Annotated in this window: 19 protein-coding genes and 1 pseudogene; 10 read left to right on the forward strand and 10 right to left on the reverse strand. The window is 58.2% G+C overall.

The genetic code is table 11. From position 1 onward, the window contains the following. The 8 genes from trbL to traI all read right to left on the reverse strand — a co-directional run. Window positions 1-668: P-type conjugative transfer protein TrbL (gene trbL, locus ACTJKL_RS28265; RefSeq protein ID WP_440854010.1), on the reverse strand; the 668-nt coding region annotated here is incomplete at its 3' end. Beyond that, a complete protein-coding gene (gene trbK / locus ACTJKL_RS28270) occupies window positions 662-862 on the reverse strand; it encodes an entry exclusion protein TrbK (protein WP_440854009.1) in 201 nt (66 codons plus the stop codon). The genes trbK and trbL, both read right to left, overlap by 7 nt. Beyond that, window positions 859-1662, reverse strand: a complete 804-nt coding sequence (trbJ, locus tag ACTJKL_RS28275; RefSeq protein ID WP_440854371.1) for a P-type conjugative transfer protein TrbJ — start codon at window positions 1660-1662, stop codon at window positions 859-861. Before trbJ ends, trbK begins: the two co-directional genes overlap by 4 nt. Continuing rightward, window positions 1634-4090 (reverse strand): conjugal transfer protein TrbE, encoded by a 2457-nt coding sequence (locus ACTJKL_RS28280; protein ID WP_440854372.1) that lies wholly within the window; start codon window positions 4088-4090, stop codon window positions 1634-1636. Before ACTJKL_RS28280 ends, trbJ begins: the two co-directional genes overlap by 29 nt. A 9-nt stretch (window positions 4091-4099) precedes the next feature. After that, entirely contained in the window at window positions 4100-4399 is a 300-nt protein-coding gene (locus tag ACTJKL_RS28285) for a conjugal transfer protein TrbD (RefSeq protein WP_440854373.1), read from the reverse strand. Then, entirely contained in the window at window positions 4392-4775 is a 384-nt protein-coding gene (locus tag ACTJKL_RS28290; protein ID WP_440854374.1) for a TrbC/VirB2 family protein, read from the reverse strand. Before ACTJKL_RS28290 ends, ACTJKL_RS28285 begins: the two co-directional genes overlap by 8 nt. Continuing rightward, a complete protein-coding gene (gene trbB / locus ACTJKL_RS28295; RefSeq protein ID WP_440854375.1) occupies window positions 4765-5742 on the reverse strand; it encodes a P-type conjugative transfer ATPase TrbB in 978 nt (325 codons plus the stop codon). The genes ACTJKL_RS28290 and trbB overlap by 11 nt, the downstream gene beginning before the upstream one ends. A 12-nt stretch (window positions 5743-5754) precedes the next feature. Next, window positions 5755-6378, reverse strand: coding sequence for an acyl-homoserine-lactone synthase (gene traI, locus ACTJKL_RS28300; protein ID WP_440854376.1), 624 nt, complete (start codon window positions 6376-6378; stop codon window positions 5755-5757). Between the two features lie 391 nt (window positions 6379-6769). Between traI and repA the strand changes: the two genes are divergently transcribed. The 4 genes from repA to ACTJKL_RS28320 all read left to right on the forward strand — a co-directional run bounded on the left by repA (window position 6770) and on the right by ACTJKL_RS28320 (window position 11909). Further along, a complete protein-coding gene (gene repA, locus ACTJKL_RS28305) occupies window positions 6770-7960 on the forward strand; it encodes a plasmid partitioning protein RepA (protein WP_440854377.1) in 1191 nt (396 codons plus the stop codon). Between the two features lie 75 nt (window positions 7961-8035). Beyond that, window positions 8036-9031 carry a plasmid partitioning protein RepB gene (repB, locus tag ACTJKL_RS28310; RefSeq protein ID WP_440854378.1) on the forward strand — a complete coding sequence of 332 codons (996 nt, stop codon included), beginning with the start codon at window positions 8036-8038 and terminating at the stop codon, window positions 9029-9031. Between the two features lie 157 nt (window positions 9032-9188). Further along, entirely contained in the window at window positions 9189-10433 is a 1245-nt protein-coding gene (repC, locus tag ACTJKL_RS28315; protein ID WP_440854379.1) for a plasmid replication protein RepC, read from the forward strand. Window positions 10434-10733: 300 nt separating this feature from the next. Beyond that, the gene (locus tag ACTJKL_RS28320; RefSeq protein ID WP_440854380.1) at window positions 10734-11909 is read left to right on the forward strand and encodes a hypothetical protein; all 1176 of its coding nucleotides are present in this window, start codon (window positions 10734-10736) and stop codon (window positions 11907-11909) included. A gap of 490 nt (window positions 11910-12399) precedes the next feature. Here the strand turns inward: ACTJKL_RS28320 and ACTJKL_RS28325 are convergent. Beyond that, window positions 12400-13308: pseudogene (locus ACTJKL_RS28325) on the reverse strand (recombinase family protein). 142 nt (window positions 13309-13450) lie between these two features. Between ACTJKL_RS28325 and ACTJKL_RS28330 the strand changes: the two are divergent. Both ACTJKL_RS28330 and relB read left to right on the forward strand, forming a co-directional pair. After that, window positions 13451-13816 (forward strand): type II toxin-antitoxin system RelE/ParE family toxin, encoded by a 366-nt coding sequence (locus ACTJKL_RS28330; protein WP_427277320.1) that lies wholly within the window; start codon window positions 13451-13453, stop codon window positions 13814-13816. Next, on the forward strand, window positions 13809-14135 hold the full coding sequence (relB, locus tag ACTJKL_RS28335) for a type II toxin-antitoxin system RelB family anti-toxin (protein WP_440854381.1): 327 nt from the start codon (window positions 13809-13811) through the stop codon (window positions 14133-14135). Before ACTJKL_RS28330 ends, relB begins: the two co-directional genes overlap by 8 nt. A gap of 78 nt (window positions 14136-14213) precedes the next feature. On the opposite strand, the gene ACTJKL_RS28340 is transcribed toward relB, so the two are convergent. Beyond that, window positions 14214-15368 (reverse strand): site-specific integrase, encoded by a 1155-nt coding sequence (locus ACTJKL_RS28340; RefSeq protein WP_440854382.1) that lies wholly within the window; start codon window positions 15366-15368, stop codon window positions 14214-14216. 209 nt (window positions 15369-15577) lie between these two features. Between ACTJKL_RS28340 and ACTJKL_RS28345 the strand changes: the two genes are divergently transcribed. The 4 genes from ACTJKL_RS28345 to ACTJKL_RS28360 all read left to right on the forward strand — a co-directional run bounded on the left by ACTJKL_RS28345 (window position 15578) and on the right by ACTJKL_RS28360 (window position 20733). Further along, on the forward strand, window positions 15578-16708 hold the full coding sequence (locus ACTJKL_RS28345; protein WP_440637091.1) for an RHE_PE00001 family protein: 1131 nt from the start codon (window positions 15578-15580) through the stop codon (window positions 16706-16708). Window positions 16709-16801: 93 nt separating this feature from the next. After that, window positions 16802-17854 carry a DUF262 domain-containing protein gene (locus tag ACTJKL_RS28350; protein ID WP_440637089.1) on the forward strand — a complete coding sequence of 351 codons (1053 nt, stop codon included), beginning with the start codon at window positions 16802-16804 and terminating at the stop codon, window positions 17852-17854. Further along, window positions 17854-18714 carry an SIR2 family protein gene (locus ACTJKL_RS28355; protein WP_440854383.1) on the forward strand — a complete coding sequence of 287 codons (861 nt, stop codon included), beginning with the start codon at window positions 17854-17856 and terminating at the stop codon, window positions 18712-18714. The genes ACTJKL_RS28350 and ACTJKL_RS28355 overlap by 1 nt, the downstream gene beginning before the upstream one ends. A 249-nt stretch (window positions 18715-18963) precedes the next feature. Next, the gene (locus tag ACTJKL_RS28360; protein WP_440637085.1) at window positions 18964-20733 is read left to right on the forward strand and encodes a hypothetical protein; all 1770 of its coding nucleotides are present in this window, start codon (window positions 18964-18966) and stop codon (window positions 20731-20733) included. Window position 20734 lies beyond the last annotated feature (1 nt).

Here is a 20734-nt window from a genome sequence, read left to right on the forward strand (position 1 = left end):
GCCATCAGTTTCATGCCGACGCCGAAGGCGTAGACGAGATAACGGACAGCAAAGTCCTTGGTGAAGGAGGATCCGCCAAGCCCGAGCATGATCATGCCGGCAAGCAGGCCGACATACATCTCGACCATGACCGAGACGAAAATTGCTGCGACCAGCGAGAAGCAGATGACGACGACACCCATCGCCAACACGGCAGCAATCGCCAATGCATTGTCCTCAAATACGCCGAATTGTGCTTGCTGCGACATTTGCGAGGCAACCCGAATTCCGGCGTCGAAGACTTCAGCAGGCGACGCCGATCCGCCGCCGGCGCCAATCTGGAAGAGGCTGTCGACGACCGCTCGCGCAAAGGTCGGCCCTTGAGTGAGAACGAAGGCGAAGAAGCCAATGAACATGATCCGCCGAACAAGCTCCGCGAACCAGCTATCGAGCGATGCAGCCTGAAGCGCCAGCCAGACGGCGGCAATGCCCACCTCAATGGTCGCCAGGATCCAGAAAAGAGATTTTGCAGCATCCATGATGGTGGTTTCCCACCCCTTCGCGGCGGTCGAGACCTGATTTTCCAGTTCGGTCAGGACTTGTCCCTGTTGGGCGAAGGCTGGCGCTGCAAAGACGAGGCAAAGGAAGCCTGCGATCAGGAGTGACCGTTCAAGATTAGATCTCACCATCTTGGACGCATCTCCTGGCCATCCTTGATCGGCGGCAGTTCTTTGTTCGAGCCGAAGAATTTCTCCCTGACGGCGCGTCGTTCTTCAGTGAGCGGGGGCTTCGTGGTGTCTCTGGATTTGACAATCAGCACCGTCGCCGCAGATGAAACAGCGGCAACAACCACAAGGAAGGCGATGGCGACGGCGCGGTTCACCAGCGGGGCTCCATCTTCTGACCTGCCGGGATGGTCTTGACTTCGGCATTGAAGAACTTTTCTCGCCGGACCTGCGCGAGGTCCTTGTCGGTCTGCTCGGTCTGAAGCCAAGTACCCATCATCGTCATCTGCTGAGAGACGAGACCGCGAAGTTTCTGCATCTGCGCGACCTGCTGTGCGGCGATCTCGTGCCCGACCTGCAGGGCCTTCATCTGCCCATCGGCGGTCTCGGACATTGATCGCAGCGACGACATCGTGCCTTCCTCGCTGTCGAACTGATCGGCCGTCAGGCTCGCGGCCTTCAGGGTGCTGGCGATCGTGTCCCGATTGGTATCCGACCACGTCTGGTAGCTCGAGGAGAAGCTCTCGGCGTTCGGGAGGTTGGTCCGGAGGCTTGAATAGCTCTGGAAGCGCTGCTGCAGCACGTCGTCTGCATTGCCCATCGAAAACGAGATGCTCTGGCCCTGGTCGACGATGCTGCGCAACTGATTGAGATCGCTTTCAACCTGCCCCCACATATGCGACGGAAGGGTCGCCGTGTTCTGCAGCAGGTTCTGGTAGATATTGAGCTGCGTTTCGATCTGTTGCGCCAATTGGCTGATCTGGGTGAGTTGGTTCTGGATTTGCTCGCCGGATTGGCCAACGAGCGATACGAGCTCGCCATTGTTGAGAACCTGCGTCCATTCGGTCGCGGCACCCGTGGCAGTGCCAGCACGCGCTGGCGCGGCTGCACTTAGTACAACGCTGACAGCCACCAGACTGACGACGAATCTATTCGAAGTTGAGCAGCGATGCGGCATCGTGAACTCCTCTCGTGTGAAGCCAGTGAATCGGCCAGTCGCGGCCGTGTTCGGAATTGAGCGTTCGAATGCGCTTCAGGTCTTCCTTGCCGGATGCGCCGACGAAGCTCAGCGCCACGGGACCGAGCGCCATGTCGAACAGCCGACGGCCTTCGGGGGTGACCACGTAATATTCGCGCTTGGGAATGGCGTTCGAAACGATCTCGATCTGCCGCTCGTTGAAGCCGATCCGTTCATAGAACTCGCGCGTGCCGGGCTCCCTTGCGGCGCCGTTCGGAAGGCAGATTTTCGTCAGGCAGGATTCCTTCAGCACATCGATGATACCCGAGCGTTCGGCGTCTGAGATGGATTGCGTCGCGAGCACGACGGCGCAGTTGGCCTTGCGCAGCACCTTGAGCCATTCACGAATCTTGCTGCGGAACACCGGATGGCCGAGCATCAGCCAGGCCTCATCCAGCACGATCAGGCTCGGGGAACCGTCGAGGCGCTTCTCTATCCGCCGGAACAGATAGGTCAGCACCGGCACAAGATTGCGTTCGCCCATGTTCATTAGGTGCTCGATCTCGAAGGTCTGGAACGCGCCGAGCGACAGGCCGTCCCGTTCCGCGTCGAGAAGCTGGCCCATCGGGCCGTCGACCGTGTAGTGGTGAAGCGCGTCCTTGATCTCGCGCATCTGGACGCCGCTGACGAAGTCCGACAGGGACCGACCCGCTGCGCTCGCCATCAGTCCGATCTGGCGCGAGATCGCGTTGCGATGATCAGGGGTGATGGCAACACCCTGCAGAGCGACCAGCATTTCGATCCATTCGGTTGCCCATGCGCGATCTGCGTCGCTGGACAGGTCCGATAGCGGGCAGAAGGCCAATGCCTTTGCCTCTTCTTGGGCGTCGCCACCGATCTCATAGTGATCGCCGCCGGTAGCGAGCGTCAGCGGCAGGAGCGAGTTCCCCTTGTCGAAGGCGAAGATCTGGGCGTGTTCGTAGCGCCGGAACTGCGCTGCGATCAGAGCAAGAAGCGTGGATTTACCGGAGCCGGTCGGCCCGAAAATCAGCGTGTGACCGACGTCATCGACATGGAGGTTCAGCCGGAACGGCGTCGAGCCGCTCGCCACCTGCATGAGTGGTGGCGAATTCGGCGGGTAGAATGGGCACGGCGCGGCCGGGCTGCCGGACCATACGGAATTCAAAGGTACGAGATCGGCGAGATTGCTGGTGTTGATCAGCGGCTCGCGGATGTTGCAGTACCAGTTGCCCGGCAGGCTGCCGAGATAAGCGTCGGTGGCGTTGAGGGCCTCAATCCTGGCGCCGAATCCTTCCGCCTGGATCAGCCGGCGGATCGCTTCAGCCTTCTCCTGCAGGGCTTCGCGATCGTGATCAAACAGTACGATGACGGGTGTGTAGTAGCCGTAGGCAACCAACTGCGAGGAGGCTTGCGCAATGGCATCCTCAGTTTCGGCGACCATGGTCATGGCATCCTGGTCGACTGATCGGCTTTGCGTCTGGAAGAGCTGATCGAAGAACGGTCGTACTTTCTGTTGCCATTTCTTGCGGGTGCGTTCCAGTTTCTGCCGGGCCTCTTCCGCATCGAGGAAGATGAAGCGCGATGACCAGCGATAGGTGAGCGGCATCAGGTCGAGACTGTTGAGAATTCCCGGCCAGCTCTCAGCCGGCAGACCGTCGATTGCCACAACCGCGAGAAACCGATTCTCGACCTTTGGCGTCAGACCATGCTCGAGCTCGGCCGTCGCAATCCAGTCGAGATACATGGGGGCATCCGGCAATCTGATGGGATGGTTATCGCCGGTGACGCAAAAACGAACGAACTGCAGCAATTCGTCATAGCGGGCGAGCCGCTCCCCTCCCCTCTCGGCGACCTCGCGTGTCTCCATGCGCCGGATCGAAAGGATGTTGGCAAAATACTGTTCGATCTCGCGCACGGCGTTCTTGAAGATGAAGAGGACCGTGTCGGCATAGGTCTTCTTGCGGCTCTCCTCGTCCGAGTAAATGTACTTGCTGAGCGCGGTCTTCTTGGATTCCAGCGGCCGATAGGTGAGGACGAGCGCGTGCTTGCTCTCGAAATGCCCCTGCTCGCGCCCGAAATGCGTCCGCCGTTCGACGTCGATTGCGCGTGTAACGGCATCAGGAAAGTGGCAGCGATCATCCGAGGGGTAGTCGAATGTTGGAATGCGAACCGCCTCAACCTGGATGATCCAGCCGCTTCCTAGCCGCGACAGGATCGTATTGATCTGGCGCGACAGTTCGTTCCGCTCCAGATCGGTGGCGCTCTCGGAGTCGGGGCCGGCGAAATACCAGCCGGCCATGAGGCTTCCGTCTTTCAACAGAAGCACGCCATTGTCGACGAGGCCGGCGTAAGGAACGAGATCCGCAAAGGACGGGCCGGTAGCCCGGAAGCGTTTGAGCGCGACCATGCCTTCTCCTCAATACCGGCGCCAGGGCGAGGAGGTCGCCTTGTAGTAATGCTTGTAGGAGATATGGCGGACATAGACCTGTCGTATCAGGGGATCCGCTTTTGCCATCATTCTCAGAAGTCCGACGATGATGATCCAGACGGCAACACCGAAGAGCGCGGAATAGATCGTCAGCACGACGAAGATGAGGATAACCGCAGCAAGACCGGTGATCAGCACCAGCTCCCGGTCCGCACCCATCAGGAGGTTCGGACGCGACAGCGCCCTATGGATGCGGTTGCGTCGAAGCCCGGATAGGGACTCAGCCATGAGCCCCCTCCCCTTCTCCGCTCTGATTGATGGAACTGGTCTGCTCGTTGGGCAGTCCGATCGAGGCACCGGTCGCGCCAAAAAGGCCGACGATATTGGTGGCGCCAAGCAGGATGCCCGCGACGAGCACGATATACATCAGCCGTCGCGCGAAATCGTTCAGCTCGCCACCGAATATCAGCATGCCGCCGGCGATCGCGACGGCTGCCAGCGCAATGGCGCCGGCGACCGGACCGGTAATTGATTCCTGGATTTGCTTTAGCGGCCCTTCCCACGGAAGACTGCCGCCGGAACTGGCGAGTGCCGGCGCGACCGAGGCAAGAACGATGGGTGTCGCAAGGAGTGCAACGGCGATGAGTGCGCTTCTACGCGACATGGCGCGCCTCCTGTTCTTCCGTAAGCTGGTCGGATTCGATTTCGTATTGGCCGCCTGTGAAGCGCACGATCTGGATGACGTCGCGAACGCGACGCCCGCGCGGCGTCCGCTCGATCGAGACGACGAGATCGACCGCTTCCCCGATCACCTCGTGCATTGGCTGCTGGCTGGCTTCGGCGGTCAGTTGCTCGAGCCGGCGGAGCGCCGACATTGCCGTGTTGGAATGGATAGTCGCTACGCCACCCGGATGGCCGGTATTCCACGCTTTCAACAACGTGAGCGCAGCGCCGTCGCGGACCTCGCCGACCACGATCCGATCCGGACGCAGCCGCATGGTGCTCTTCAAGAGCCGCGCCATGTCGACGGTATCGCTGGTGTGTAGAAGAACGGCGTTATCGGCGGCGCACTGAATCTCGGCGGTGTCTTCCAGGATGACGATGCGGTCTTCCGGGGCCGATTTGACGATTTCATCGATGACGGCGTTGGCGAGCGTCGTCTTGCCCGAGCCGGTGCCTCCGGAGATGACGATGTTGAGACGGGACGAAATCGCGCTGCGGATGGTCGAGGCCTGGTGTTCGGTCATCACGCCAGCGCGCACGTAGTCGTCAAGCGGGATCAGGCGCGAGGCACGACGGCGAATGGTGAAGGCCGGCTTGGCGACGACCGGAGGCAACAATCCTTCGAAGCGATGACCTCCGATCGGCAATTCCCCGGAGATAATCGGTTGCTCGGTATCGACCTCCGACTGGAGTGCATGCGCCACCGTTCCGATCACCATTTCCGCCGCCGCGGCCGACATCTCGCCCGCGGGCGCCACGCCGTGGCCGAGCCGCTCGATGAAGAGCTTTCCATCCGGATTGAGCATGATCTCGACGACCGTTGCGTCGTCCAACGCGACGCAAAGCTGATCGCCGAGCGCCTCCTGGAGTTTGCGGACAAGTCGAGGATGAGAGCGAAGCTGGTTCACTGCGTTTCTTCCTTACGCTGCTTGGCTGACGGTGCTGAGTTCGGAACGGTAGTTGGTCGGCCGAAGACGCAGGAATGTGTCGGCATTCGCGGGAAGAATCCCGGCGACAGCCATCGTCACTCCGATCTTTTTCGGCTCTGCCAGCCGCTGCAGGGGCCAGCCGACACGCGCGAGGATCCGCTCGAACCGGAGATCGGTCACCGTGACGATCTCCGTGTAGCCGTTCGCCATGCACCACTCGACGATGCCCGCGAACATGGTCAGGGTCGCCTCATGGATGGAGGCGTCGCCCCTGCCCGCTTCAAGGGTCGTATCGACGCAAAAGCGGGAGCTCTCGATCATCGCGGCGTGTGTATTCAGCTGCCCATTCGGAAGAAGCGATGGAAAGACGCTCGTCACCATGGTTGAGCCAAGAGCCGGGAGCAGCCTCGCGCACCCAGTTACGGCACCACTGTCGGAAATTGCGAGGATGTAGGTCGGCAGAAGAGCGTCGAAGGCGTCCGATTCTTGACCGTCGACTACGTCAACTTCCCAGCCGAGGCGTTCGGCGAAAACGCGTGCACGCAATTGATGATGGCGGTGGAGGAGCTGAGCTTCGTAAACATTTCGCGGTTGGGAAATCGCGAGAATCTGCATGAATTTCTCCGTCGTCGTTGGTCGGCGGGGAAATCAGCACAGATGAGAATCGGACGGTAGTTGTAGGATCCTACAAGTCCGGTTCGAAGTGAGTCGCGCCTGCGGCAAGTGGCCGATAGCGATTTGGGTGGCCTGTTCTGCCTATGTGTACAGATCGCATTGTAGGATTCACAGTAAAACAAACCCAGAACACGGGCGGTCGTGAAACGTGCTAAATGCGCGGAAATAAAGGAGAAAGAGGATGAGGTCGGCTCTTTCTGCGGCCGTTGCGTTAACTTTTTGTTAACCTTAAATCCCTTGCGGCTCGGTGGGAATCGGGAGATAGTTGCGAAAATTTTGGCCATAGAGCCATTTTTTCGAAATTGTCCCTATGTCGGAAATAGTTTGCAAAATGAGCCAGCCGCAGCCCAACCGATTTGATTTCGAGATCGCCCAGCAAGGGTCGAAGATCTCGACCGCGTTGCATATGCTGCGCAGTCAACAGTATCCGCCCGACGCCCGCAAGGGTCTACGCAAGTTCCAACTCGGCGAAGTTGCCGACTTTATGGGCGTTACACAGAGCCATCTGCGACAGATTCATTCGGAGGGTAAGGGACCCGAAATCGAATCTGTCAGTGGTCGGCGTTACTACACAGCCGAGCAGATGCTTGAGCTTCGCGAGTATCTCGAAGCGAACAAAAAATCCGACAAGCGATACTATATTCCGCAGCGGCGCGAAGGCGAACCCATGCAGGTCGTTTCGGTCGTGAACTTCAAGGGTGGTAGCGGTAAGACGACGACAGCCGCGCACCTCGCGCAATATCTTGCCCTCACGGGCCATCGCGTCTTGGCGGTCGATCTCGACCCGCAGGCGTCTTTGACATCCCTATTCGGAATTCAGCCCGAACTAGACGATACGGCCTCACTTTACGAAGCACTGCGGTTCGACGACGAAAGGAAGCCAATCGGAGAGGTCATTCAGTCTACGAACATTCCTGGTCTAGACGTCGTTCCGGCGAACCTCGTCCTGCAGGAATACGAATACGATGTGCCGCTCGCCATTTCTTCAAAGAAGGGAGATGAGGGCCGGCTATTCCACATGCGCATCGTCAACGCGCTGAAGGACGTCGACGACAGGTACGACGTGGTGGTCATCGATTGTCCGCCGCAGCTCGGATATCTGACCATCACGGCGCTTATGGCCTCAACCGGCATCCTCATCACTATCCACCCCCAGATGCTCGACATCATGTCGATGAGCCAGTTTCTGATGATGCTGGGTGGTATCATGACGCCAGTCGCAGAGGCAGGTGCAGAGATCCGCGTCGAATGGTTCCGCTATCTCGTGACGCGGTTTGAGCCGACCGACATCCCGCAAGCACAGATGGTCGGCTTCATGCAGTCGATGTTTGCTCAGCACATGCTTCGAAACCACGTGCTAAAATCAACCGCCATTTCAGACGCTTCGATCAAAAAGCAAACCTTGTATGAAGTCGAGCGTGGCGATTTCGTCCGATCGACCTATGACCGCGCGATTGAAAGCTTGAACGCGGCCAATGGCGAGATCGTGGAGCTCATCCACAATGCTTGGGGGCGGAAATGACCAACTTGTCAGCCGTTTTTCCGCTCCTTTTAAATAGTGCTCTCAGAGCCTTATCCAAGTTGAAGGAGGTTCACTATGTCGCGTGAAAACCCTTTCGCGAAGCTGGACCTCGCCTCCATCTCTGCAGACAAGGCGCCCACGAAGCCTGGCTATGGCATGACGGGTGCTGCGAAGACCGTCGTTCGATCCATCGAGGACCTGGCAGAAAACACGAAGAAGCTCATGGAAGGCGAAGTGATCGTGGATTTGGATCCGCGATCACTCGATGTTTCCTTCGTTGCCGACCGTCTCTCCAATGAGGACGAGGAGTATCAGGAGCTTAAACAGGCGATCAAGGAATCCGGGCAATCGACCCCGATCTTAGTGCGACCTAGCTCCGCAGACTCGCAGCGTTATATGGTCGTCTTCGGCCATCGTCGCCTGAAGGTTGCCCAGGAACTCGGAATCCCGGTCAAGGCGGTCGTCAAGAAATTGGACGACATCGCGTCAGCGATCGCGCAAGGGCAGGAAAACTCCGCTCGTTCAAATCTATCTTTCATTGAGCGTGCGTATTTTGCGCAGAACCTCCTCGCGTCTGGAATGACAAAGGACGTGGTTAGGTCGTCGCTCGCAATTGATGAGGCTATGCTCTCCAAGATGCTCGGCGTCATCGACGTGGTGCCGGCCTCTGTCATTAAAGTGCTCGGGGCGTCCAAGAAGATCGGACGCGACAAGTGGCTGAGCTTGCGCCAGATTCTGCTCGCCCCTGCCCTCCTCAAGGTCGCCACCGATTATGTAAGAACTGCCGAGTTTCTCGAACTTGGAGAAGAAACCAGGTTCGACAATCTCCACGATTACCTGACACGATACAAAAACAAATCAGCCGCCAAGAAGCCGAAGAGACAGGCGTCGGCGACGGAATGGACGTCGAGCGACAGCTCGCTGAATTTCACGATGAACGCCAAGTCGAAGAAGGTCGCGATCGAGCTTTCGAGCACGGAAGCGAAGCCTTTCAGCGATTGGCTTTCGAGCCGAATGGATCGCCTCTACGACGAATACATGCAGTCCAAACCTGAACGCAACGGAGACTAGACCGCAAAAGAAAAAGGCCCCCAAACGGTGAACCGTGGAAGCCTCTCTCGTTATCCTTAGCAAGATCGAGAATCGCATTTCCCGGAATCGCAGTCAAGAGTTTTTGGCACCGATTTGGTGAGTAGAATTCTTTTGCCTTGAGAAAGGTGAGAAGGAAATGCACTCGGGACATGTGACGACGCCCTTCGGGCGGCGGCCGATGACGCTTGCCTTGGTGAGAAGTCAGCTTGAGGTCGCGGAATCAAAACCCACCGCGCGCGTTGAAAAATGGAAAGTCTTCCGCGACGTGTGTGAGGCGCGTGAGCGCTTCGGTCTCCAGGACAGAGCGCTTGCCGTTCTTGACGCGCTCTTGACGTTTTATCCTGAGACAGAGCTCGATCTGGAGCAGGGGCTTGTCGTTTTTCCCTCGAACGGTCAGCTCTCGGTGCGTGCGCACGGGATTACTGGAACTACGCTGCGGCGGCATCTAGCGGCGCTTGTGGAGGCCGGTCTCATCCAGCGGCGCGACAGCCCGAACGGAAAGCGCTATGCGCATCGCAACCACGATGGCGAGATCGAACAAGCTTTCGGCTTCGACCTTGCGCCCCTAGCAGCGCGGGCCGCAGAGTTCGCAGCTATCGCGCAGGATGTCGTCGCCGAACGCACGCGCTTTCGCCGCGTGAAAGAAGCACTGACCATTTGCCGGCGGGACGTCCGGAAACTAATCACAGCCGCGATTGAGGAGGACGCACCGGGCGACTGGCTTGCCGTCGAAGACGTCTACATGGGCATTCTCGGGCGCCTCCCGCGTTACGCGTCTCGCGAGCAAGTTGAAGCTACACTCGATGAAATGGAGCTCTTACGCGAAGAGGTGCTCAACCTCCTGGAAATTCAGGTAAAAGCTGAAAATATGGATGGCAATGATATCCAAAATGGATGCCACATACAGAATTCAAAAACCGAATCCATCTATGAATTTGAACCTAGCTCTCGAAAAGAGCAGGGCGGACCGGCGCGGCCTGAACCGGAAACGATGCGCAAGCCGCAGGCAAAAGCGAAGACAAACTTCGAGCTGGTCAAATCTTTCCCGCTGGGAATGGTCTTGCGGGCTTGCCCCCAGATCACCGATTACGGGCCGCGCGGCGGGATTTCGCATTGGCGCGAGCTGATGGCGGCCGCGGTTTTGGTCCGCTCAATGCTGGGCGTCAGTCCGTCCGCCTACCAGGAGGCGTGCGATGCCATGGGGCCCGAAAACGCGGCTGTTGCGATCGCATGCATCCTTGAACGATCGAACTTTATCAACTCGGCCGGCGGATATTTGCGAGATCTGACGCGACGCACGGAGCGCGGTGAGTTTTCGCTAGGTCCGATGTTAATGGCACTGTTGAAGGCGAGCGGAGAGGAATCTCGAAAAGCGGGCTGACGGCAGAGAGATTCCTCACGGTTCGTGGTTGGGGCCCTGATCTCCCGAGTGTGAAATCTTCCGATCCCTGCGACGCCACGCCTTGTCAGCCGTTTTTTTTCGTCGTTTTCTCATAAGACACAAGGATTTAGGGAGGTTGAACGGTTGAAAGGCACCTAAACAAAAACGAAGCAGATTTGGGAAATGCCACCAGTTTCATAAAGGAGATCTTTGACATTGCTCCTTATCGATATCGACAGACCGCGAAAGGCTGGGCCTTGTTTGGCAGGTCGAAGCAGCTTTGTATCGGATCTGTAAATTATGACCGTAGTAGCATTTTTTGAAGAACTTCAGTTAGCCATCGCCGACGTGCTTATGTCAGCGGACTACTCCAATGCCCCACTGCATGTGCCGGTGCCCATATCGCTGCCGTCAGCGCCAGCCGGGTATCCATTGAACATAAACGCGGTACCGGTGAGCCTTGCAAGGAAGATCTTGCGAGTGAAGAGTGACGTGTCGGATGCCGCCTTTTTGACCGCCGGAACGGTTTCACACATCAAGGACGTGGCACGCAACGCCCGACAACTCCGGAGCGGCCCACTCATGCCCTCGACTGCCTTGCCTCCGATTGATACTCGAAGGGTTCAAAGCGTCCTCGAGCACGCAATGGATATCAGCGAGCAAAAGGCGCGTGGTGACTTTGAGATTATCGGTATTTGCGACGGCGCATGGTTCAGCAGGGCGAAGAATTTTGGAACCGCCGATGAGATCCCCTACTTCGGCAGGGTCACGCTTGCCGGGAGTGGAGCGCCTGCTCTGAGAGATTGGCTATTTGAACGAGGCAAGCAGTACTCTGAGCTGGAGATCGGTAATGAGCCCTTCTATCACAGAAGGCACAGAACCGGTGGCTGGCTGCTCTCTCGCTTGCTTGAAGAAGACGTTCTTCCGCAATCCCAAACTCTTGAAGCCGGAGTTGGAGGATATTACGAGCTTTATGAATATGATCCGAGCGGAATGTCGGTGGTAGACGGCGCTCTTATAGCCTTCATGAGCATTGATGAGCTTGAAAAAGGAAAACTGGTTTTCGAGCGTGTTTTCTTCCACACGTACATCGACGACTGCCTCTGCATCTTGGCTCTTAGCAAGCCTAGCCCTTCGTTTTTAGTTGGAGACCGAGTTCGAATACCGCTTTCAAGTTTCTCGGTTCACATCCTGCCGACCATCGAGCGGGACTCGGCCTTGCCACATGTTACGCCAGAGCTCTTAGTCGGTATGGTGGGAGGAGCGAACTTTTTCAGTTTAGCGCTCTCACGAGCTCAGGGCGAAAGTTTCTATCATCAAACAAAGAGATTCTTTGGCACCGAGCATAAGCTTATGCGTCCTTCCATCGCGGGCGGGTATGTTCATCTCAATCTCGACCAATCGCTTTTGAAGCGGTTTATCGCGAAATTTCCAAAGCGGCCGGCTCACGGGACCGATGTCGTTTATTCTAGCTGAAGCCATCGCCACCTGTCGCGGACCATCGGGGAGCCCCTCTACCTCGAATATAAGTTAGGTGGGACAGATTGACGGTGCGGCCACGCGATTTCGAGTTGGTTAAAAGCGATATTCGCTCCTAAGCGCATCCACTACCGTCGAAAAGGACGGTGAGTTCTGCCGCTGGATTCAAAACGCTTCCCTGAACCTGTGGACGTCATAAACGAATCCTCGCGGAGCGTCCGCTTCTTCGTATGGCGTGTTATGATAGCTGGACGCCGCGACTGCTCCATCGTCTCGGGAACAGGAATTCGGCGAACAGCCGCTTCGGTCAAATATCCATCTTAATGCGTGGCCGAAATCTTCCGGTTCCAGTCCAGACAGTTTTTTGCGTTGGTTGACGATGCCATTCACCACCTGGGATCGAGGGCGGCCGGAAAAATTGCCTCAGCAGTCGAACGCCCCCAAGCACGCTGCCGCCGGCGATCTCGGCCGCTGATGAACCGTGCCCTCAATGGCGGATGAGATCAAATCGGTGGGCTTCGTCCAGCAGGTCGCGGACGGAGGAGGCCTGCCACTTCGTACCGGCGCGCACAGGTCATTCTCCCATCTGGTCCAGTTGAGCGGCAATGCCGCAAAGCGATAGGTCGGGATCGGCAATGGCGATCGCCGCCACCAGCTTCATCAGATGGTCCTTGGGGGCGCGGCGAGGGGAGCGGGCCAGGAGTTCTTTTTTCTGCGAGCTTTTCTCGGACCAGAAGATGAACAGCGCGACGGAGGCGCTCGACGGTCCAGTCGTGACCGCGGCGATTGAGCACCCGAGCGACATTGTCCCAACTGTGCTGCGGCCGGAGTTGCCGCACCATCGGCAGCCACGTCTGCGCCGACGCAATGAGCTCATCGAGATAGCGTTTCTCCCTTGCTTGCGAGACTGCCTTGATCGCCTCCGGTCGCCGTTCTCGCAGGCCCGGGTTTCCAGGAAGTCTGCCGCGCGCCTTTGCCGCCTTGATGCCGGCTTTGGTACGTTCGGCGATCAGAGCGCGCTCGAGTTGCGCGATCACGCCCGAGGACCTGAAGAGAAAACATACCCTGCGGCGTTCATTTTCGATCCGCGATCCGATNGAACGCCACGTTGCTCGAGATCCTCGATCACTGCCAGGAGGTGGCTCACCGATCGGGCCAGTCGATCGAGGCGGACGACCATGAGGACGTCACCCGCGGCCAACTCGCCGATCGGCGGTGTTAAGACCGGTCGGGCGCGTGATGCCCCGGAGCCATGGTCCTGATAGATTCAATTGCAGCCGGCGGCCCGCAGCTCGTCCATCTGGGCATCGTGGACCTGGTCGTCCGTCGAGACGCGGGCGTAGCCGATCAGCCGCTTTAGAGGCTGTTGGACGTTAACTGTTTGTCGCTTCGCCATCGCGCTTTTAACGGCCCGTTTCGAGGTGATTTGTACAGATAAGGAATGCGTGACGTCTCCTGAGCAAATGCCCAACAACTATTGCCTTGAGCGGAGACGTGGACTATATATCCCAAAGTATCTATATCATTCAGGATATGAAATGACGGAATGGAAGGTCGAGTTTCATGACCGCTTCAAAGGCGAGATCACAGACCTTCCGGCCGATGTTCGGGTCGAGTTGCTAGCGCATTTGGTGCTGCTTCGCGAGAAGGGCTTTCGACTGGGACGACCTGAGGTCGACACCCTCGAGGGCTCCAAACACGCGAACATGAAGGAGCTGCGCGTCAAAGTGTTGAAGGTGCAATGGCGGTTCGCCTTTGCCTTCGATCCGGAGCGAAAGGCTGTGGTTCTCTGCGGTGGTGCGAAGAGCGGTGTGAGCCAGAAGCTCTTCTACAAACGGCTAATCGATCTGGCGGACAAACGGTACGACGAGCATTTGAGCGAGTTGGAGAAGAGACATGGATGATCTCGATAGGCTGATACAGACGCTGCCTGAGGATGAACAGCGCGCCGTTGCGAAACGTGCCGACGAGCTCGTCACGGCGCACAATCTGCGGGAATTGCGGGCGCTTGCTGGACGGACGCAGGAAGACGTGTCTGCTGCGACCGGTTTCAAGCAGACCAACGTCTCAAGACTGGAGAAGCGCGCCGACATGAAGCTGTCGACGCTTCGCGATTATGTCGAGTCCCTCGGCGGCACGTTGAAAATCGTTGCGGATGTCGCGGGCAAGAAGGTTGATCTATCCAGCATCGCGGAGCGCTCGCGGCACGGTTCAAAGGTTTGAGCTGCCATCGTTGGCAGAGCAGAGACCTTAGCGTCGCCGTCTTCGCCGGAAGGGCAGGTGCATGTCAAAGAGCCACCGCTATAGCATTCGAGCAGCCCGCCCGCTTTTACGCGTCGCGTTGTTATAGTAGGTCGATGCCTGCTGCACCGAGCGATGCCGCGACTGCTCCATTGCCTCGGAAAGGGGAATGCTGCGATTGGCAGCTTCGGTTAGGTACCCCGAGCGCAGCCCGTGCGCCGAAAACTCCCCCACCTCGAGCCCGGCCTTTCTCACCCGCAACTTGACGATATCATTGACCGCCTTCGGATCGAGCGCCCGCCGGCTGACATGACCCCAACGATCGATCGCCCGAAACACACTGCCGCTGTCGATCTTGGCAGCCACCAGCCAGGCGTTTAGGGCATCGACGGGCCGTCCGGTCAGATAGACGACCTCATCCTGGCTGCCGCCGGAATTCTTGGTGCGACCGAGATGAATGGAAAGCGAGGGGAGGGGAGTTCCGTCCTCCGCTTTCACCGGCGGCTCGATCGTCAACTGCTCCTTGCGCAGGCCGGCAACCTCGCTGCGCCGCCGTCCACCGGAGGCGAAGGCGACCATCAGGATGGCGCGGTCTCGCAGATCGCGCAAGCTGTCGCCGCCGCAGGTCGCCAGCAGTTTTGCCAGCACGTCTGACGTGACCGCCTTGGCGCTCTTGCGAAGACGTTGTCTTGGCGCGGCTCGGATCGCCAGCCGAATGGCGGATTTCAGGGCAGGGGAGGCGAAGGCACCTTCGAGACCGCGCCACCTGGTCAGCGTCGACCAGTTGGCCAGCCGCCGGCGCACCGTGTCTGGTGCATGCGGCCCGACCGATCGGAGAAAGCCTGCGTCTCGCAATGCCTGGTCGACCTCGGCCGGCATGCCGTGCTCGGCGTCGATTTCGCGCCGACGTGGATCCCAGAGATGATGCGCCACGAATTTCAGCAGCAGCGCCTCCGGCGCCGGCCAGGGCAGGGGGCTGCCGGTCGCGGCCGTCGCCCAGGCCTCGAGGTAGCCGAGGTCGGACGTCAGCGCTCGTAGCGTGTTGTCGCCCATGCCTTCGTTGACGAGATGGCGCAGCGTCTCGACGTCCTGGTCGGTGAGGATTTCGGCGAGCTTGTCGCGCCGGTCGATCGGCAGCACCGCCGCGATGGTGTCGAGCGCTTCGGCCCGCCGAGCGATCGCGTCGGGAGCGGGTTTCGGGGCGATGATGTCCAAAAAAGCCTCCTGAAACGACGGGAGTTCGCCTGCGATAACGACGCCGGCGGCCGTCCATTGTCCCGTTTTCGCTGATTTGCGGCTTGAAATCAATCACCACCGATAAGGGTTACTTATCGGAAGTGAGATTCAGCATCCGCGATCTATAACAGTGACGAACTTTTAAACGCATCTAGAGTTCATTTAGCAAATCATTTACCGTAAATTCAATGCGTTATGATTTGTCGAAATTGCCCATAACAAGCCTGTTAAGTCCGATTTCGGACGCTGGCATCGCGCTGGCGCGCCTCGACGAGCGCATTGCCCGTTCGCCGGTCGGGCAGGGCTGGATCGAGCGCATGCATTTTGCCGATGCCTGCGCCTCGCTATGGATCGACGGCGAGCTCGTCCACCTCGAGGATCTGGTTCTGCACGACGCCCACGCCGACATTCGCACGCCCACCCATGAACTGACGATTGCGCGTGATGTTTTGCGCACCCGCCGGCGCATTGCCGCCCAGGCATCTGGCTGGGCGCTTTCGCTCGATGGTGTTCGATCGCTGCGCCAGACGTCAGATGCGACGGCGGCCGGCGTGGACGAGATGCAGACTGTCGGTGTCACGAAGAACAGCGCGACGGTTGATCCGGAAGGGGAGGGGGAAGATGTTGACGACGCCAAAACTCTTCCGGGTGTCGATTATGCCGCCATCGATGCGGTGCTGGCCCGATCGGAAGCCGCGATCGAGAACGCAACACGGCCCGGCCGTGCCGGCGCGGCGGAAAAAGATCCGCTGGTCTATGATTTCGACTGGGACGAGGATGCTAGGCTCGACGAGTGGCGCGGCGTGCTGCGTCAGTCTGAAAACTTGCCGGCGGTGCTGCAGGCAATCGTCGCCCTCGATGCCTGGAACGAATTGTCTGTGCTGCAACACGCGCCCTGGCTCGGCCGGCTGTTCGCCGCCGCAATCCTGCGCCAGGCCGGCGTCACAACCGCCGCCCATCTGGCCGCGTTCAGTTTCGGGCTGAAAACAGTTCCAGTCGAGCGCCGCCGGCATCGCGACCGGGAGGCCCGGCTCCTCGCGATTGCGCATGGACTGATGGCAGCTGCTGAAATCGGGCTGAAGGAACACGACCGGCTGGTCCTTGCGCGGCAGTTGATGGAAGGCAAACTGATCGGTCGGCGGACATCCTCGAGACTGCCGGCGCTGATCGATCTTGTCATCGCCCGGCCGCTCGTTTCCACCGGCATGGTCGCCGAAATATTGAAGATGAAGCCGCAGTCGGCGCTTCGGATCGTTGGAGAGCTGGGATTGCGGGAGATGACGGGGAGGGGACGGTATCGGGCCTGGGGCGTCATATGATCGTGTTTTTCCCTCTTCTCATCACCTCCGTTAGTCTTCTAGGAAGAGTTGTGGTGTATTCGCATCCGAATAAGTTCGGGGATGGGGACAAAATTGGAAATTCGGCAGGATGCATGGACGGTTGGCAAGCTCTATGGCCAGCGCGGTCAGATCAATTTGAACCCTCAATGGCAGAGAGGGCCAGCGTGGAAGCAGTCGCGGCAAGTTCTGCTGATTGACTCAATTCTTAGAGGTATGGATATCCCGAAGGTCTACCTTCGCGAACGGCCGGGGGATGCGGTCTATTCACACGACGCAGTGGACGGGCAGCAACGTCTTCGCGCCATCTGGGAATTTAGATCGGGGCAGTTGACCCTTGATTATGCGGAGCGACTTCCGGACGTCGGGAATTTTCCAATCTTCGGTCTCAAATATGATCAGCTCGATCAGTCACTGCGAAACCGCTTCGATAATTTCGAAGTGAGCATCGGTGAGATTCTGAACGCGAGCAATGATGACATTTCGGCATTGTTTGCACGCTTGCAGATGGGCGTTCCGCTGAACCCGGCCGAGCTCAGGAACGCACAGCTGCGGCCGCTGAACCGGATCATGGCCTCGATCGCCGAGTCGCATGAGTTTTTTCAGAACAGCAGAATTTCTCCGAGCCGTTCGAAACATCTTGATTATCTCACTCACGGGTTTGCGGTTCTGGCGCATGGGTCCAATCGGGATATAAAAGCGCCTGACTTGCAACGCTTGATCGCCCAATTTGGACCCAACGACACCGATGCAATCCTGGAGCTTGCTTCGCGGGCCGGCGATGTCCTCAATGTGCTGGACGATGTCAACAAGGAGCTGAACTTCCGCATTACCCAGAAATGGATTTTCGTGGACCTGTTCTGGCTCATTTCGCAGAGGCATGACAGCGGCGCAAACGTGGATGCGGTTAAACTCGCAGCGGCGTACCGGCATTTCGACCAGCTGCGCACGGCGCACAATGCGGCGCCGGAGGCGCTCATCGCTGGAGGAGGGACCACGTCGCGTTTGAACCGGCACCTCTACGACTACATCGTCGCATTCAAAAGCCAAGGCGGCGTTAAAGAAAGCCTGAAAACCCGTAACGAGGCACTTCGTGCCTTTTGCCCCGACATAGACGTGAGGACCTAATGGCTTTTGATCATGACAGAATACCCGGTAACCTCATCGAGACATACAAGCGCGGGAAAGCGGCCATCTTCGTCGGCGCAGGCGCCTCGAGCGGTGCAGGCCTTCCCAGCTGGGGAAAATTTCTCGAAGCCTTGGTGGACCATGGGCAGAAGCAGTCGGTGGTGACCGACGACAAGGCGAAAGAGTATCTGCAGCTTATCAAGGACCCAGCCAAATACCTGATGGTAGCGTCCGGCCTCAAGGACGACCTTGGAAACTACTTTTCCGAGATTATCGAAAAGACCTTCAAGGATCCGAAGCCAAAGCCGACTGACCTGCATAACGCGCTAATAAGGCTCGACAACCTGCCGTTCGTGCTCACGACAAACTACGACACTATCATAGAGCGGGCTTATCGCGCCGAGGTCGACGACGATGTCTCGGTGTTGACCTACAAAGATGAAGGTGAATTGCAGCGCCGGCTCTTCAAGCGCGAGTTCTTCATCCTGAAGGCGCATGGAGATGCCCAGCGAACGGGAAACGGTATCATTCTAACCGAGCGGGACTACCGCGAAATCCTGTATCGCCAAAGGGCTTACCAACATCTCCTCACGGGCATGTTCTCGATGTTCTCGATCGTGTTCGTTGGAGCATCGATGAACGATCCGGAAATGCGTCTTTTGCTAAACTACATTGCCGACGCGTACCCGCAGGACTCGGGACCAAATCACTACGCCGCGATGGCCAAGGAGGAAATAACATCCGTTGAGCAGGAGCGGTGGTTCAAGGACCTCAAGGTGCAGCTGATACCGATCAGCAAGGATAACAACTATGCGGAGCTGACCGAATTCTTGGTCGCCCTCCGGGAGGCGGCCGCTTAGTCGTCGGAGGTGTCTTTAACAGCGCGCCCTTGGGATGTCGGCCAACGCGTGACAGCGTCTGAAAAAGCAGAAGGGTACTGAACAATGCTCTGTATCCAAATTGGCGGTTGCTGCTAAGTTCGTTGCTCGAATCGTTAATTCGTCTACAGCTTTGCGGAAATAAGGGGGCGGAGCTTGTCGGATATACCATCTATACATGCGTGGGTCAGGTTTCTTAGAAACTATGGACCGATTCCCACCAACGACAACATGTATGACGAGACAATCCAGCGCGCGCTCCGTCGTCACAAAATTCGGCCGATTACGCTTCCCGCGCCACTTCGCGACGAGCTCGTTGAGAATTTTCGCGGCCCTTCCCCAGTGTCATACATCATCACCGGCACAGCCGGCGATGGAAAAACATATCATTGCCGCGAGGTCTGGGTTGAGCTGGGCGGTGACGCAAACATCTGGAATCACGGTGACAAGGTCCAAAGGCTGGAGCTTGGCGAAGGCCGGTCTCTTGTCGTGGTCAAAGATTTGAGCGAACTGCGCGATGACGAAAGTGCATCGCTGATCGCTGAATTCTCGGCCGACATCGCTGACCCAGCCGCCTCAAGATTCTACCTCCTCGCCGCCAATCACGGGCAGCTCCTCGAGAAATTTAAAACGGCGCCGAAGACGCCTGAGGTCGAACGGGTGAGCCAAGTCGTCGAAGATCTCTTGGTTACGGGGATGACGAACGACACGGGAATTCGTCTCGAACTGAGAGACCTCAGTCGATCTCCGGCGGCCCAAATGATCACGGCGATTATCGAGGCGATAACTGAGCATGAAGGTTGGCAGGGATGTGACAGCTGCGCTGCACGCAGCGACGGCGCAATCTGTCCGATCTTCGAAAATCGCCGACGGCTGATCGGCGTCGGCGAGATGGATCCTTTCAAACGAAGACTTGCGGCGATCATTGAACTCAGCGAGCGCAACGGCAGCCATTTTCCGGTGCGTCAACTCTTGGCACTGGTCGCCAACAGCCTCCTCGGTCATCCCGACGCCCGAGACGGGCTGATGACGTGCGCCGACGTGCCTGCGCTTCAAGACGCGGGGCACCTCGATTTGGCGAGCATCTATCGAAATATTTTTGGCGAGAACCTAAAGTCAAGCAGGGCCGAAAAGACCGAACTGTTTCGAAAGCTCAACGCGTTCGGGATCGGCGCGGAGACGAGCAACCGGGTTGATAATCTGCTCGTCTATGGCGCTGACGATCCGGCCTATAAATCCGACTATGACGAGCTTGTCGTTTCGGATCCTGTGTACGGGGCGACGGCAGCCTTCACGGGCGCTCAACGGACCTACCTCGAGGGCGCCGATATCAACGAGCGCGCCCTGTTCCTTGGCGCGCTTCGAGCCCAGCGGCAGCGCCTGTTTTTTACGATGCCGGAGTCCAAGATCGACGAGTACGATCTCTGGGACCTCAGCGTGTTTCGATACGCCGGCTTGTACCTCGAAACGGCGCAGAAAATTGCCGCCGGACAAGCGGCGCCCCGGCAGGCGGTCAGCATGATTGTCCGCGGCCTGAACCGAATCTTCACGGGGATGTTGGTTCAGAACCAGGATGAGCTCGTGCTTGCGACATCCGGCAGCTTTTCGCAATCGAAGCGTAGTCCTCTGCTCGATGAAATTATCTCGGTGCCTCGCGCAAGCGGCGAAGAGGTCAGCATTGTTCCGGACAAAGCCGGCAGAAACTTCGGGGTCTCCGTCAAGCTAGTGCGAGGCAGCGAAATTCCGCCCGTCTTCCTGGCATTGTCTCCGACCAGGTTCGAGTTTCTCGGTCGCGTCGCTGAAGGCGCGTTACCCAGCAGTTTCTCGCTTGAATGTCACGAAGATCTACTCGCCTTCAAAGCGCGCCTGCTGCGGGAGACCGAAAACCGTCGCAAGCTCGATGGTGACGATGTCATGACAGACGGCGAACTCGTTTTGCGGTTTATCGATATAAATTCCGATGGCCGTGCTCAGCCCCGACGCGTGATCGTGCGAGTATGAC

The organism is Sinorhizobium sp. 22678 (genome assembly GCF_052044265.1).
Classification (GTDB): domain Bacteria; phylum Pseudomonadota; class Alphaproteobacteria; order Rhizobiales; family Rhizobiaceae; genus Sinorhizobium; species Sinorhizobium meliloti_A.